Here is a 13,369-nt window from a genome sequence, read left to right as displayed (position 1 = left end):
GTTTACCATGGAGAGAGATACTAGATATTTAAAACTATCAGGCCTTGAGCCTTTGATTATAACCCCCGAGAGTAATTTCATAAATGTGGGTGAACGAACCAATGTGGCGGGTTCGCGTAAATTCTTACGATTAATAAAAGAGGAAAATTATGAAGAAGCCCTTGCCGTTGCACGAAATCAGGTAGAAGGAGGAGCCCAGATTATCGATATAAATATGGACGATGGCCTCATCGACGGAAAGGAAGCCATGGTCAAATTTTTGAATTTGGTGGTTGCCGAGCCCGATATCTCCCGTGTGCCCATTATGATTGATAGTTCTAAATGGGAGATCATTGAAGCTGGACTTCAGGTAGTGCAGGGAAAATGCGTGGTGAACTCCATAAGTTTAAAAGAAGGAGAAGATGAATTTATACGCCAGGCAAAGCTTATAAAAAGATATGGTGCTGCCGTAATTATTATGGCTTTCGATGAAGTGGGTCAGGCAGATACTTATGAAAGACGAATAGAGATTGCCGAACGGAGCTACCGGGTTTTGGTAGATCAGGTCAAATTCCCACCAGAAGATATCATATTCGATCTCAATATCTTCCCAGTGGGAACTGGGATGGAGGAACACCGGAAAAATGCCTTAGACTTCATAGAAGGCACGCGTTGGGTTCGTAAGAACCTTCCATATTGCAGTGTAAGTGGAGGTGTTAGTAATGTATCGTTCAGTTTTCGAGGAAACAATACGGTACGTGAAGCCATGCATTCCGCTTTTCTGTACCATGCAATTGAAGCCGGAATGAATATGGGTATCGTTAACCCAGCCATGTTAGAGGTCTATGACGATATCCCTAAAGATCTATTAGAGCATGTAGAAGATGTGCTATTGGATAGAAGGGAGGATGCTACCGAACGACTTTTGGACTTTGCTGAAACGGTAAAGGGAGTCAAAAAGGAAAAGACGATAGACCTTTCTTGGCGAGAAGAACCCATACAGGATCGAATTACAAGGGCTTTGGTAAAGGGAATTGATCAATTTATCATTGAGGATGTGGAGCAGGCTCGAAAAGAGTCAGAAAAACCTATCCAGGTGATCGAAGGTCATTTAATGACTGGGATGAATGTGGTAGGGGATCTTTTTGGTAGTGGGAAAATGTTTTTGCCACAGGTGGTAAAATCTGCTAGGGTAATGAAAAAAGCGGTTGCTTATTTAGAACCCTATATTGCCGCCGAAAAGGATGAGGTCACTTCCTCAGCTGGGAAGATTTTGATGGCAACCGTAAAAGGGGACGTTCATGATATTGGAAAGAATATTGTATCGGTCGTGTTGGCCTGTAATAACTACGAAATAGTTGACTTAGGAGTCATGGTACCTCCAGAAAGAATAATTGCTGAAGCTAAAGCGCACAATGTCGATATTATTGGATTAAGTGGACTGATTACTCCTTCTTTAGATGAGATGGTTTTCTTAGCCAAGGAAATGCAACGGCAGGATTTTGAAGTGCCATTGCTGATTGGAGGTGCGACTACGAGCAAGGCACATACAGCGGTAAAAATTGACCCTCAGTACAAACATGCCGTGGTACATGTAAATGATGCCTCAAGGGCCGTGACAGTTGTGGGCGATTTACTTCAAAAAGATAAAAAAGCAGTCTATATCGATACCTTGAAAAAAGACTATGCACACTTTCGGGAAGGCTTTTTGAATCGCCAGAAAACGAAAAATTATATCAGTATTGAGGCAGCAAGATCCAATAAGTTTAAGGTAGATTGGAATTCTGCAGAAATAATCAAGCCCAACACTTTAGGGATTCAAAAGATTGAAAAATTTAATATAGAACTTCTGAAGGACTATATAGATTGGACCCCTTTTTTTAGAAGCTGGGATTTACACGGTAGATTTCCAAATATTTTGAATGACGAGGTGGTAGGACAACAAGCTACGGACCTATTTCTGGATGCAGGAAACATGCTTCAAAAAATTATTGATGAAGAATTATTGGTGGCTCAAGCTATATTTGGTTTGTTCGAAGCCAATACAATAGGTGACGATGATATATCGGTAAAGTATAACTCTGAAGAATATCTGTTCAGAACGCTTCGACAACAAGGTAAAAAGGCAGCGGGAAGACCCAATATCGCCTTGGCAGATTTTATAGCCCCTGAAGAATCTGGCAGACAAGATTATATAGGCTGTTTTTGTGTTTCGGCTGGTTTCGGAACAGAGGAATTGGCTCAATCCTATGAAAAAGAGAATGATGATTACAATAGTATTATGGTAAAGGCCTTGGCAGATCGTTTGGCCGAAGCCTTTGCCGAATACTTGCACAAACATGTTAGAAAGGAGTTTTGGGGATATGCTAGCGATGAAAACCTGACCAACGACTCCTTAATTAAGGAAGAGTATCGAGGAATTCGTCCTGCTCCAGGATATCCTGCCTGTCCAGATCACTTAGAAAAGCTGACCATTTGGGAGCTGTTAAAAGTGGAAGAGGAGATTGGGGTGCAACTTACCGAAAACCTGGCCATGTGGCCTGCAGCTTCCGTTTCGGGTTATTATTTCGGAAGTCCCGAATCCCGTTATTTCGGATTGGGAAAGATAAAAGAAGACCAAATAACTGATTTTGCCCAGAGAAAGGGAATCTCGGTACATGAAGCCACCAAATGGCTTCGAACCAATATAGCAGATTAAATGAAAGTAACCGAACATATTGCAAAGGCAAACGGGAATACACAATTTTCCTTCGAAATTCTACCCCCATTAAAGGGTCAGAATATTACATCTATATTCGAAAGTATCGATCCGTTAATGGAATTCAACCCTCCATTTATCGATGTCACCTATCATAGGGAGGAATATGTGTATAAAGAAGTAGAAAACGGATTGTTGCAAAAGCAGGTAGTAAGAAAACGTCCTGGAACCGTAGGGATTTGTGCCGCTATTCAAAATAAATACAATGTAGATGCCATTCCGCATATTCTGTGCGGTGGGTTTACCCAAGAGGATACGGAAAATTTCCTAATCGATTTAAATTTCTTGGGAATCGACAATGTAATGGCACTACGGGGAGATGCGGTAAAAAGTGAAACATATTTCACCCCCGAAAAAGAAGGACACAATTATGCAAGTGAGTTAGTAAGCCAGATTACAAATTTGAATAATGGGGTGTATTTAGATGAGGATATTCAAAATCAGGCACAAACCGATTTTTGTATCGGAGTAGCTGGATACCCCGAAAAGCATATGGAAGCCCCTAGTTTGGATAGTGATATTCACTTCCTGAAAAAGAAAATAAAAAAGGGGGCTACGTATATAGTTACCCAGATGTTCTTCGATAACAAGCGGTATTTCGATTTTGTGAACAAATGCCGTGCAGAGGGAATAACGGTTCCCATTATACCTGGATTAAAACCCATTGCCACCAAAAAGCAACTAAACTTAATTCCACATCGTTTTAGCCTTGAATTACCAGACGAACTTATTATGGAAGTCGTTAAGTGCAAGGATAACAATGAGGTGCGTCAAGTTGGTATCGAATGGTGTGTGGCCCAGAGTAAGGAATTAGTAGCATCTGGAGTTCCAGTATTACATTATTATTCTATGGGGAAAAGCGATAATATCAAGTCTATTGCCTCCCAGATTTTTTAAATTGTTATTTTTACCTGCATGCTACGGTATGTGATATTATGCTGTCTTTTCCCCGGGACACTTTTTTCACAAGAACACGTAGGGGAAACTAGCTATTGGGATGGCCAGTACTACTATGGGGCCATGTTAAGGCACAATAAGAATGTGGCACATTTGGTGACCAATCAGCCACAAGGATTCATCCTTTCCTACAATCGAAAGACTTTCGGGGAAAAATATTGGCAGCGTGCCTACAATTATCCGGATTGGGGTGCTTCTTTTATATACCAGGATTTTAATGGAGTGTCCCTCGATAGAAATTTTGGACTGTATGGCCATTATAATTTTTATTTCCTGAAAAGGAACCTTCAATTCCGCTTAGGCCAAGGAATAGCTTATACCACAGATCCCTTCGATATAGATTCCAATTTTAAGAATACGGCATACGGGAGTTCGTTTATGGCCTCCACTTATATGATGATCAACTTTCAGAAACAGGACATTGTGCAAGGATTGGGCCTTCAGGCCGGTCTTGTCTTTGTACATCATTCTAACGGAAGTTTTAAGGCACCCAATACGGGAACCAATGTGGTGGCCTTAAATGCCGGAGTTACTTACAATTTCAGTTCAGATACACCTGTGGAATATGTAGAGGATTCCATTGAGGAGGATTTTTCAGAAAAAGTCACATACAATTTTCTGATCCGTGGGGGAGTAAACGAAGGGGATATAATTGGGTTGGGGCAGCATCCATTTTGGGTGCTCACGGCCTTTGCAGATAAGCGGTTAAATTACAAAAGCACCCTTCAATTTGGAGTGGAAGCCTTCTTTTCGAAGTTCCTGGAAAAGGAAATTGAATACCGGGCACTGGCTTTTAATAGCAGTACGCTAAATGGCGATGAAGATTACAAACGGGTAGGTGTCTTTGTAGGGCATGAATTTAGGATGGGAACCATTGCAATTCCTGCACAAGTGGGGTACTATCTTTATTGGCCTTATGAATATGAAATACGGGTGTATTCCCGAGTTGGGGTAAAACATTACTTCACTAATAAGTGGTTTGGTGTTGCGACTGTGAAAACACATGGAGCCAATGCAGAGGCTATAGAATTTGGAATAGGTATACGATTGTAAATGAAAAAATTTGTCCTTTTAACGATGTTTTTTAGTGTCCTTGGTTGTAATAGTGAGGATGCTTTGGATTGCTTTCAGACCAAGGGGGATGCCATAGTGACTCAATTTACGCTTCCGGTATTTTCAAAAATCCGTATCGAAGACGATGTTTCCTTACTCATTCGCCAAGGCGATGTGCAAGAAGTACTCATTGAAACTGGCGAGAACCTTATCAATGATGTGGTGGTTACGGTAGAAGGTGAAACCCTTGTAGTGAAGGACAATAACCGTTGTAATTTTGTTCGGGATTTTGGAATAACCAAGGCCATTGTTACCACCCCAATACTCACTGAAATTAGAAATAGTAGCGAGTTTCATGTTGTGGGGGAAGGTGTACTTAGATTTCCCTTCCTGGAACTTATCAGTAATACTTCGGGCGGAATAGAAGGTTCAAGAAAAAGTGGTGATTTCACCATGACTGTTGATTGTGAAGACTTCCGGGTAGATGCTAACGGATATAGCGGTTTTTACATAGATGGTGTTACCGAAAATCTTAGTATTGCGTTTCAGGATGAAGCGCCTAGGTTCGAAGGCCCAAATCTTATTGCGAACGATGTACGTATCCTTCATAGAAGTGCGAACAAAATGATTGTGAATCCACAGGAACGAATAAGGGGGCAAATTCTGAGTACGGGAGATGTTATTTCGTTGAACAGGCCGTCTATAATAGATGTAGAAGAAATTTATACTGGCCGCTTAATTTTTCAAGATTAGTGTATATTTGCGCCATTCGATTCATTATGAGAAAGACCTTTTTCGTTATAGCTTTTCTTTTGTTGGGGATGGTGGCATACTCACAGGATAAACCACAAAGACCATTTGAGATTGAAGCGGACGTGTTCTACGGAAGTATTTTGGAACATAATCCAGATATAGCCCACCTTATTACCGAACACCCCCAGGGAGTAGTACTTAGTTATAATAGGAAGACCTATGGTTTTAGGGAGGTAGAACGTCGCTATAATTACCCAGATTGGGGGTTTACCTTTGCCTATCAGGATTTTAATAATCCAATCTTGGGCGAAAATTACAGTTTGTATGCACACATGAACTGGTATTTCCTGAACCGCAACCTAGTGTTCCGTATGGGCCAGGGAATTGCTTATGCGACCAATCCTTATGATCCCGAAACGAATTTCTTGAACAACGCCTTTGGTTCAGATATTTTGAGCACCACCTTTTTGAAGTTGAATTATGTAAAGGAAAACATTTGGCAAGGCCTTGGGTTTCATGCAGGTTTCAGTATAATCCACTACAGTAATGCAAACTTCAGGGCACCAAACAATAGTACCAATACTTGGGCCTTTAATGCAGGGTTAAGCTACCTGATAGATCATGAGAATTTCCCAGAATACATCGATGTGGAAGATCCTCCCAGCAAAAGTCATGCAGAGCGAATTAAATATAATTTGATATTCCGTTACGGATGGAACGAAAGCGATGTAGTGGGTCAAGGGCAGTTTCCGTTTTGGGCTGTTTCTGCCTATGCGGACAAGAGAATTAATTACAAGAGTACGTTGCAATTGGGAGTCGATTATTTCGATTCCAAATTTCTGGAAGAATTCATTCGGTACAGAACCGTGGCATTTCCAGAGGAAGGTCTAACGGGTAATGAAGATTACCGAAGGGCTGGGATTTTTGTGGGTCACGAACTAAATTTCTACAAAACAGCATTTGTTTCACAAGTTGGATATTATGTGTATTGGCCCTATGAGTTCGAAAATAGGTGGTATAACCGTCTTGGGTTAAAACGTTATGTATATAAGGATAACGTATTTGCAATTGTAACGGTAAAAGCCCACTGGGCTAAGGCAGAAGGTGTTGAATTTGGAATAGGCGTACGATTATGAGAAAGTTCATTGGTTACATAGTGGTAGTCATGCTCTTCTGGGGCTGCGATAGTGAGGAAGGTCTTAATTGCTTTCAGGCTGCAGGCGATATCGTCCAGGAGGAGTTTGAAGTTCTCCCATTTGAGAAAATATTGGTGCGGGAACGCGTTCAGTTAATTTTAAAAGAAGGGCCTTTTCAGAAGGTGGTTGTAGAAACAGGAGAAAACCTGCTTAATGATATCGTGGTTGAATCGCGCAACAATATGTTGAGTGTAAAGAACGACAACGGTTGTAATTTGGTTCGGGATTATGGCCTTACAAAGGTGTATGTTACTTCACCCAATATCTCTGAAATACGAAATAGTTCGGGATTGGCTGTGGTATCTGATGGTGTGATAACCTATCCAGAGCTTACCCTTATATCTGAAGATCAGGATAACGAAGATGAGTTTCATATAGATGGGGATTTTCATCTTCAGTTTGAAGGAGGTATCCTGAACATTGCTGCAAGTGGTCTATCCAATTTTTATCTTAGCGGTACTGCAGATGAAGCCAATTTCAACCTATTTGATGGTGACGGTCGAGTGGAAGCGGAAAACTTCTTCATCCAAGATCTAAATATCTTCCACAGAAGTACCCAGAAAATGATTGTACATCCTATCAACTCTATCCAAGGTGAGATTCGAAGCTTGGGCGATGTGATTGCCAAAAATCGTCCAGTAATTGTTTTGGTAGAGGAATTCTACACAGGAAGATTGATTATTGAGGACTAGTTAATTCTACGAATAATTTTTCGAGCGTTGTATTTTTTTGATGCAACTGTAGGATTTTAAGCCCATTGTCATGTGCAAAATCGAATACCTTTCCACGCATATCTTCTTGGGTGCTGAAGTATAAGTGATATACAAATCCTTCTTTATTTTCTACTTTGTCAATATGGCCCAGACGTTGTAAGGCAACTTCCTCGACGCGATAATCGAATTCAACTTCCACGATCTGTTGTTTGCCTTCCTTGAGGTCTTTCAAGGGCTTATCCAGAACAATTTCACCTTTGTTGATAATAATGACCCGATCGCAAATAGCCTCAACCTCTTGCATGATATGAGTAGACAGTAGCACTGTTTTTTCTTTGCCAACCGTTTTTATCAATTCTCGAATTTCAATAAGTTGATTTGGATCCAATCCCGTGGTGGGTTCATCAAGGATGAGAACATCCGGATTGTGTAATAAGGCATTAGCCAATCCTACACGTTGCCGGTACCCTTTAGAGAGTTGCTCTATACGTTTATGGGCTTCTGTAGCAAGACCAGTAAGCTCAATTACCTTTTCAACCTCGGTTTTATTAGCCCCATAAACTTCAGCATTAAAACTAAGGTATTCCCTTACGTACATTTCTAGATACAATGGATTGTGCTCTGGGAGATAACCAATACTTTTCTGCACCTTTTGGTTTTGCTTGTCAACCGAATATCCATTAACGGAAGCTTGTCCTTCCGAAGCTTTCAAATAGGTAGTCAGAATTTTCATTAAAGTCGATTTCCCAGCACCATTAGGTCCTAGGAAGCCTACAATCTCCCCTTTGTTAATAGAAAATGAAATCTCATTGAGCGCTTTTTGCGCCCCGTAAAACTTAGTGATATTAGCTACTTCTATGGACATAGGTTACGAAGATAATGTTAGATATTCAGAAAAACGTAAAAAAATATTGCATGTTTTAAAACAATGTGTACATTAGCATTAACAAATAAGAAATGAAACGATTTTTTACATTTTTCAACTTTTGGTTTTTTTATTTCCGCGGAAATGACCGGGTTGTTATGTAATTGATCTAATCGATACAAAAATTCAAAACCCGGACAGTTGTTCCGGGTTTTTTTATGGTGTTAAATTAAATGATACGATTATGAAAATTGCAATTCAAGGAATAGAGGGGTCCTTCCATGATGAGGCCGTTCAGAAACTCTTCCCAAATGAAGAAGTAGAGCTGGTAAAATGCGATAGTTTCGATGCCGTAACCCAAAGTGTGAAACATAGCAAGGCACAGCTTGGGGTATTGGCCATTGAAAACAGCATTGCCGGTTCAATCTTACCCAATTACAACCTCATTGAGGCAGGAGGCTTCGAAATTTATGATGAGGTTTTCCTGAACATTCAAATGTATTTGATGGCGCTGGAGAGCGAGTCAATTATCGATGTGTTCGAAGTACATTCGCATCCTGTGGCATTATTGCAGTGTAAGGATTATTTGAGAAAGTTCCCTCCGCAATTTAAGATCATTGAAGGAAAGGATACCGCAAGTGAAGCCAAACGTATCAAAGAAAACAATTTGAAAGGGGTCGCTGCCATAGCGGGAAAACAGGTCGCAGATAGATATGGACTGAAAATTTTGGATAGCAATATTCAGGATATCAAAGAAAACCAGACACGCTTTGTGCTTGTTGGCAAAAAGGGGGAAACATTTAGTAAAAAAACACCGAACAAAGCGAGTATAAAATTTGTGTTGGGGAGTGAAGTGGGAACCTTAAGTAATGCATTGCAAGTAATGGCGACCAACGATCTCAATTTAACGAAAATACAATCACTGCCATTATTGGGAACTCCTTGGAAATATGCGTTCTTTGTGGACGTTATTTTCGACCAGCCACAGCAATTTTATAGTGCTATGGATAACTTAGAAGGAGTGGTAAAGGAATTAAAAGTTATAGGTACTTACACACAAAACAGGAACAATGTGCCTAGCGAATTGACAAATGTATTAGCACATGGAAAATAAGAAGGAATTACGGAACTGGTTAAATGATATGGAGCTTGCACACCCATTGGTGATCGCAGGACCATGTAGTGCCGAAACCGAAGAACAAGTCTTAAAAATAGCACATCAATTAAAAGATACGGATGCAACCGTTTTGCGAGCCGGAATCTGGAAACCAAGGACCCGTCCCGGAAATTTTGAAGGAGTAGGGGCGTTGGGCCTTAAGTGGTTGCAAAAAGCCAAAGAAGAAACAGGAATGATGACGACGACCGAGGTGGCCAACGCCAATCATGTAGATTTGGCCCTGAAGCATGATGTGGATATCCTTTGGATTGGTGCACGAACCACTGTCTCTCCGTTTATAGTCCAGGAAATTGCAGACGCCTTGCAAGGTACCGACAAACCTGTGTTGGTGAAAAACCCGGTGAATCCAGATTTGGCTTTGTGGTTGGGTGCTGTTGAGCGTTTCCACAGTGCAGATGTAAAAAACCTTGGGGTGATTCATCGAGGGTTTTCTACCTATGAAAAAACGAGGTACCGTAACAATCCAGAATGGCAAATCCCGATTGATCTACAAAATCGTTTTCCAGATTTACCATTGATTTTGGATCCCTCGCATATTGCAGGAAGAAGGGATATCATTTTCGACCTTTGCCAAACAGCCTTGGACCTCAATTATGATGGGCTAATGGTAGAAACGCATTACGATCCAGATAATGCTTGGAGTGATGCCAAACAGCAAATTAAGCCACAGGTATTGGACCAGATGACGGTAGACTTACGTATTCGGGAAGAAGAAGGTGATGCGATCGAATTTCAAAATAAACTAGCCACCGCGCGAACCAAAATTGATGTAGTGGATCACCAACTTATCGAAATGTTGGGTAAACGTATGCGCATTAGTGATGAGATTGGACAATTGAAAAAGAAGAATAATGTGGCCATTCTGCAAACCAAAAGATGGAATGAGATATTGGGCAAGATGATCCTTCAGGGGGAGGAGCAGAATTTAAGTGAAGAGTTTATTCTCAAAGTATTTAAAGCAGTTCACCAAGAATCGATAAACCATCAGAAGAAAGTGATTAGCGAATAAGATATAAGGCCTCCAAATGGAGGCTTTTTTTATTTCCCTCAATGAATGCTAGGGTTGACTCAATAGTGTTTTTTTGAAAGTGATTCTCTTCATAGGTTTGAATGTATTTAAAATTCAATCATATGAAAACACTACTACTAACCACCGTCCTATTCGCACTCACTTTTAATGCACTAGCCCAGGAATGGGTTCGTGGTAAAGTAACCGATAGCTTCGATAAGAAAGGTCTCACAGATGCAAATATTGTGAACCTAAAAACGAAAAAGGGTGTTGTAAGTGACAAAGAAGGAAGTTTTAGAATTGAGGTAACCAAAGGGGATATATTGGAAGTCTCCTATGTAGGTTTTAAATCCAAAATAGTCGTTGTTGAAGATAACAAACCCGTAGATGTTTCTTTAGAGGTTGATACTCTGGATGAAGTTCTGGTACTTGCTGAGGCAGCTAAATGGGAGAAGGTGCATGTTGCCTGTATGTTCATTTCTTGTAGCTTGGAATCATCCAATGAGGAGAGTGAAGATATTGATTTGCAAAACAATATAAGTTCTTTAAATAGTCAACAGGTTCGTTTGTTCCCAAATCCATCATCGGGTATATTCCACATAGGTTTTGTAAAAGAGTATCGAACTGTGAATGTGCATGTCCATAACATTTTGGGCCAGCAAATTCATTCCTCAGAATTTAAAAATTTCGGTAAGGAAGTTAAGGTTAACCTTTCAGCTCAGCCCACAGGCATTTATCTGGTAAATGTGCTGGCAGATGGAGAAAAACTGAAAACCCATAAACTGATTAAGAGCTAAAAAAAGGAGGTCATTGACCTCCTTTTTAATTGATATTAGGGCTGTATTTTCCGTTTAAATATATAGCGGGTAATGAAAATACCACTATTGTCCCCTTCTCCAGCATCACTCTCTACGGCGCTGGTCACATGAGCAAGGTCCCATCCATTAGCCAGCATGGTATTAATTTTGGACTCTATCACAGCATCATTGGCCGCAATATTCTGAAATCGGATTCCACCTAGATTGTAAAAGTTCAACAATTTGGTTTCGTCGAAATCCTTCACGCGGATGTCTTTTCTTTTAGATTTATTCCTTTTGTTGTCATCTTCGGTTTGAGTAGAGGTGAATTCCTCGAAATTACGCTCAACATTGGCAGAAATAAGACGAGATCTCCCCAAGCCATTTGGAACAATAGATTCTACACTGGTTACGACTTTTACTTCGTATTCCTGTGCATTCATGGCAAAGGCCATGAGTCCTGTGAGTGCTAGCGTTAGAAATGTTTTTCTCATAATGATATGGTTTTTGAAATAATTATAACAAAAGAAAGACCTTTTCCGCAGAATGAAATGAGCAATATCATATTCATTCAAAAATTGGCTTAATTGGCCCTTCTAGTGAACAAGTTAAAAAAAGGTTTCCCGACACTTGAACAAGTTTCTTGCCAAAAGTGGTTATTTTTGTTTTTCCTGAAAAATTATGCGAGGAACCGTTTATAAATCAACTGGAAGTTGGTACAATGTAAAAGCCGAGAACGGCACCTTTTACGACTGTCGTATCAAAGGACGTTTCCGCATACAAGGAATTAAGAGTACGAATCCCATTGCGGTGGGCGACCATGTGGCTTTCGACGTGGAAACCAAAGGTGACGAAACCGTCGGGATTATTCACCGAATTGAGGAAAGGGAGAACTATATCATCCGAAAAAGTGTAAACCTCTCTAAGCAAACCCACATCATTGCTGCAAATATAGACGTAGCATTCCTTCTGGTAACGTTAAATAATCCGCCCACATTTACCACCTTCATTGACCGATTCTTGGTCACGGCAGAAGCCTATGATGTAGAAGCAGTGTTACTTTTCAACAAAAGTGATGCCTACACGCAGGAAGAACTAATAGAAATTAAGTTTTTGGCAGATCTGTACAGAAGGATAGGGTATACTTGTATTGGGGTGTCGGCGACAGAGAAAAAGAATATAGAAAAAATAAAGGCACTAATGGAAGGCAAGGTAAGTATGTTTTCCGGGCATAGTGGAGTGGGTAAATCTACTTTGGTAAATGCTTTGGAGCCGGGCCTTGACCTTAAGACGTCTTCCATTAGTGAACAGCACCAACAAGGGCAGCACACCACTACGTTTGCCGAAATGTATGATCTTTCTTTTGGTGCCCAAATTATCGATACCCCAGGGATTAAAGGATTTGGGGTGGTAGAAATGGACAAAGAGGAATTGGGAGACTATTTCCCTGAATTTTTCAAGTTGAAGGAACACTGTAAATTTAATAATTGCCTGCATTTAGAGGAGCCCAAATGTGCCGTAAAGGACGCGTTAGAAAAAGGGGAACTCGCTTGGTCGCGCTACAAAAGCTATCTTCAGATATTGGAAGGCGATGAAGAACAATATAGAAAGGATGTTTATGGGGAGGAATCTTAATCTAATACTGTTATGAGAGCTGTAATTCAACGTGTAAAGGAAGCATCTGTAACAGTGGAAGGGGGAATTATATCCAAAATTGATCACGGATACCTTATACTTTTGGGAATTGAAACCAATGATGGTCTGGAAGATGTTGAGTGGTTAACATCCAAAGTTGCCGGGTTACGGGTTTTTGGCGATGCCGAAGGAGCGATGAATTTGTCCATCCAGGATGTGGGTGGGGATGTAATCGTGGTAAGTCAATTCACCCTTCATGCCAGTACCAAAAAGGGAAAACGCCCCTCTTTTATTAAAGCAGCAAGGCCAGAACAGGCCATTCCTTTGTACGAAACGTTCGTTTCTGAAATGGAAAAGCACCTAGGGAAGAAAGTGCAAACAGGTAAATTTGGGGCCATGATGGATGTACAATTAATTAATGACGGTCCCGTGACCATTATTATAGACACAAAAAACAAGGAATAGTTTTTGAATTTT

The 13,369-nt window shown here is 40.5% G+C and carries 13 protein-coding genes; 11 read left to right on the top strand and 2 right to left on the bottom strand.

Going from position 1 to position 13,369, the window contains the following annotated elements; genetic code table 11:
* Positions 1-7 precede the first annotated feature (7 nt).
* The 6 genes from metH to AC6JAD_RS02340 are packed head-to-tail and all read left to right on the top strand — an operon-like array spanning position 8 to position 7,388.
* Complete coding sequence (gene metH, locus AC6JAD_RS02365; RefSeq protein ID WP_461302751.1) at positions 8-2,677, top strand: methionine synthase; 2,670 nt, start codon at positions 8-10, stop codon at positions 2,675-2,677.
* The gene (gene metF, locus AC6JAD_RS02360) at positions 2,678-3,634 is read left to right on the top strand and encodes a methylenetetrahydrofolate reductase [NAD(P)H] (RefSeq protein ID WP_461302752.1); all 957 of its coding nucleotides are present in this window, start codon (positions 2,678-2,680) and stop codon (positions 3,632-3,634) included. It abuts the gene before it with no gap.
* Positions 3,635-3,652: 18 nt separating this feature from the next.
* Positions 3,653-4,747, top strand: a complete 1,095-nt coding sequence (locus AC6JAD_RS02355) for an acyloxyacyl hydrolase (protein WP_461302753.1) — start codon at positions 3,653-3,655, stop codon at positions 4,745-4,747.
* Positions 4,748-5,500 carry a head GIN domain-containing protein gene (locus AC6JAD_RS02350; RefSeq protein ID WP_461302754.1) on the top strand — a complete coding sequence of 251 codons (753 nt, stop codon included), beginning with the start codon at positions 4,748-4,750 and terminating at the stop codon, positions 5,498-5,500.
* Between the two features lie 26 nt (positions 5,501-5,526).
* On the top strand, positions 5,527-6,636 hold the full coding sequence (locus tag AC6JAD_RS02345) for an acyloxyacyl hydrolase (RefSeq protein WP_461302755.1): 1,110 nt from the start codon (positions 5,527-5,529) through the stop codon (positions 6,634-6,636).
* Positions 6,633-7,388 (top strand): head GIN domain-containing protein, encoded by a 756-nt coding sequence (locus AC6JAD_RS02340; protein ID WP_461302756.1) that lies wholly within the window; start codon positions 6,633-6,635, stop codon positions 7,386-7,388. Before AC6JAD_RS02345 ends, AC6JAD_RS02340 begins: the two co-directional genes overlap by 4 nt.
* On the opposite strand, the gene gldA is transcribed toward AC6JAD_RS02340, so the two are convergent.
* Positions 7,375-8,274, bottom strand: coding sequence for a gliding motility-associated ABC transporter ATP-binding subunit GldA (gene gldA, locus AC6JAD_RS02335; protein WP_461302757.1), 900 nt, complete (start codon positions 8,272-8,274; stop codon positions 7,375-7,377). The genes AC6JAD_RS02340 and gldA overlap by 14 nt on opposite strands.
* 244 nt (positions 8,275-8,518) lie before the next feature.
* Here gldA and AC6JAD_RS02330 point away from each other — a divergent pair, with 244 nt between their 5' ends.
* The 3 genes from AC6JAD_RS02330 to AC6JAD_RS02320 all read left to right on the top strand — a co-directional run bounded on the left by AC6JAD_RS02330 (position 8,519) and on the right by AC6JAD_RS02320 (position 11,257).
* Positions 8,519-9,388, top strand: a complete 870-nt coding sequence (locus tag AC6JAD_RS02330) for a prephenate dehydratase (protein ID WP_461302758.1) — start codon at positions 8,519-8,521, stop codon at positions 9,386-9,388.
* On the top strand, positions 9,378-10,460 hold the full coding sequence (locus AC6JAD_RS02325) for a chorismate mutase (RefSeq protein ID WP_461302759.1): 1,083 nt from the start codon (positions 9,378-9,380) through the stop codon (positions 10,458-10,460). The genes AC6JAD_RS02330 and AC6JAD_RS02325 overlap by 11 nt, the downstream gene beginning before the upstream one ends.
* A gap of 122 nt (positions 10,461-10,582) precedes the next feature.
* The gene (locus AC6JAD_RS02320) at positions 10,583-11,257 is read left to right on the top strand and encodes a T9SS type A sorting domain-containing protein (protein ID WP_461302760.1); all 675 of its coding nucleotides are present in this window, start codon (positions 10,583-10,585) and stop codon (positions 11,255-11,257) included.
* Between the two features lie 35 nt (positions 11,258-11,292).
* Here the strand turns inward: AC6JAD_RS02320 and AC6JAD_RS02315 are convergent, their stop codons facing one another.
* On the bottom strand, positions 11,293-11,751 hold the full coding sequence (locus tag AC6JAD_RS02315; protein ID WP_461302761.1) for a hypothetical protein: 459 nt from the start codon (positions 11,749-11,751) through the stop codon (positions 11,293-11,295).
* Between the two features lie 187 nt (positions 11,752-11,938).
* On the opposite strand from AC6JAD_RS02315, the gene rsgA reads away from it, so the two are divergent.
* A complete protein-coding gene (gene rsgA / locus AC6JAD_RS02310; RefSeq protein ID WP_461302762.1) occupies positions 11,939-12,892 on the top strand; it encodes a ribosome small subunit-dependent GTPase A in 954 nt (317 codons plus the stop codon).
* 12 nt (positions 12,893-12,904) lie between these two features.
* Positions 12,905-13,357: a D-aminoacyl-tRNA deacylase gene (gene dtd, locus AC6JAD_RS02305; protein ID WP_461302763.1), complete on the top strand. Its 453-nt coding sequence runs from the start codon at positions 12,905-12,907 to the stop codon at positions 13,355-13,357.
* The last annotated feature ends 12 nt before the right edge of the window (positions 13,358-13,369 follow it).

Source organism: Aureisphaera sp. (assembly GCF_059726885.1).
The sequence above is the reverse complement of the archived record's forward strand: the minus strand, read 5'-3'. Positions and strand labels throughout refer to the sequence as shown.

Excerpts from the sequence above, each read along its gene's own strand:
- metH (WP_461302751.1), top strand. The coding sequence starts at position 8 with ATGGAGAGAGATACTAGATATTTAAAACTATCAGGCCTTGAGCCTTTG.
- metF (WP_461302752.1), top strand. The coding sequence starts at position 2,678 with ATGAAAGTAACCGAACATATTGCAAAGGCAAACGGGAATACACAATTT.
- AC6JAD_RS02355 (WP_461302753.1), top strand. The coding sequence starts at position 3,653 with ATGCTACGGTATGTGATATTATGCTGTCTTTTCCCCGGGACACTTTTT.
- AC6JAD_RS02350 (WP_461302754.1), top strand. The coding sequence starts at position 4,748 with ATGAAAAAATTTGTCCTTTTAACGATGTTTTTTAGTGTCCTTGGTTGT.
- AC6JAD_RS02345 (WP_461302755.1), top strand. The coding sequence starts at position 5,527 with ATGAGAAAGACCTTTTTCGTTATAGCTTTTCTTTTGTTGGGGATGGTG.
- AC6JAD_RS02340 (WP_461302756.1), top strand. The coding sequence starts at position 6,633 with ATGAGAAAGTTCATTGGTTACATAGTGGTAGTCATGCTCTTCTGGGGC.
- gldA (WP_461302757.1), bottom strand. The coding sequence starts at position 8,274 with ATGTCCATAGAAGTAGCTAATATCACTAAGTTTTACGGGGCGCAAAAA.
- AC6JAD_RS02330 (WP_461302758.1), top strand. The coding sequence starts at position 8,519 with ATGAAAATTGCAATTCAAGGAATAGAGGGGTCCTTCCATGATGAGGCC.
- AC6JAD_RS02325 (WP_461302759.1), top strand. The coding sequence starts at position 9,378 with ATGGAAAATAAGAAGGAATTACGGAACTGGTTAAATGATATGGAGCTT.
- AC6JAD_RS02320 (WP_461302760.1), top strand. The coding sequence starts at position 10,583 with ATGAAAACACTACTACTAACCACCGTCCTATTCGCACTCACTTTTAAT.
- AC6JAD_RS02315 (WP_461302761.1), bottom strand. The coding sequence starts at position 11,751 with ATGAGAAAAACATTTCTAACGCTAGCACTCACAGGACTCATGGCCTTT.
- rsgA (WP_461302762.1), top strand. The coding sequence starts at position 11,939 with ATGCGAGGAACCGTTTATAAATCAACTGGAAGTTGGTACAATGTAAAA.
- dtd (WP_461302763.1), top strand. The coding sequence starts at position 12,905 with ATGAGAGCTGTAATTCAACGTGTAAAGGAAGCATCTGTAACAGTGGAA.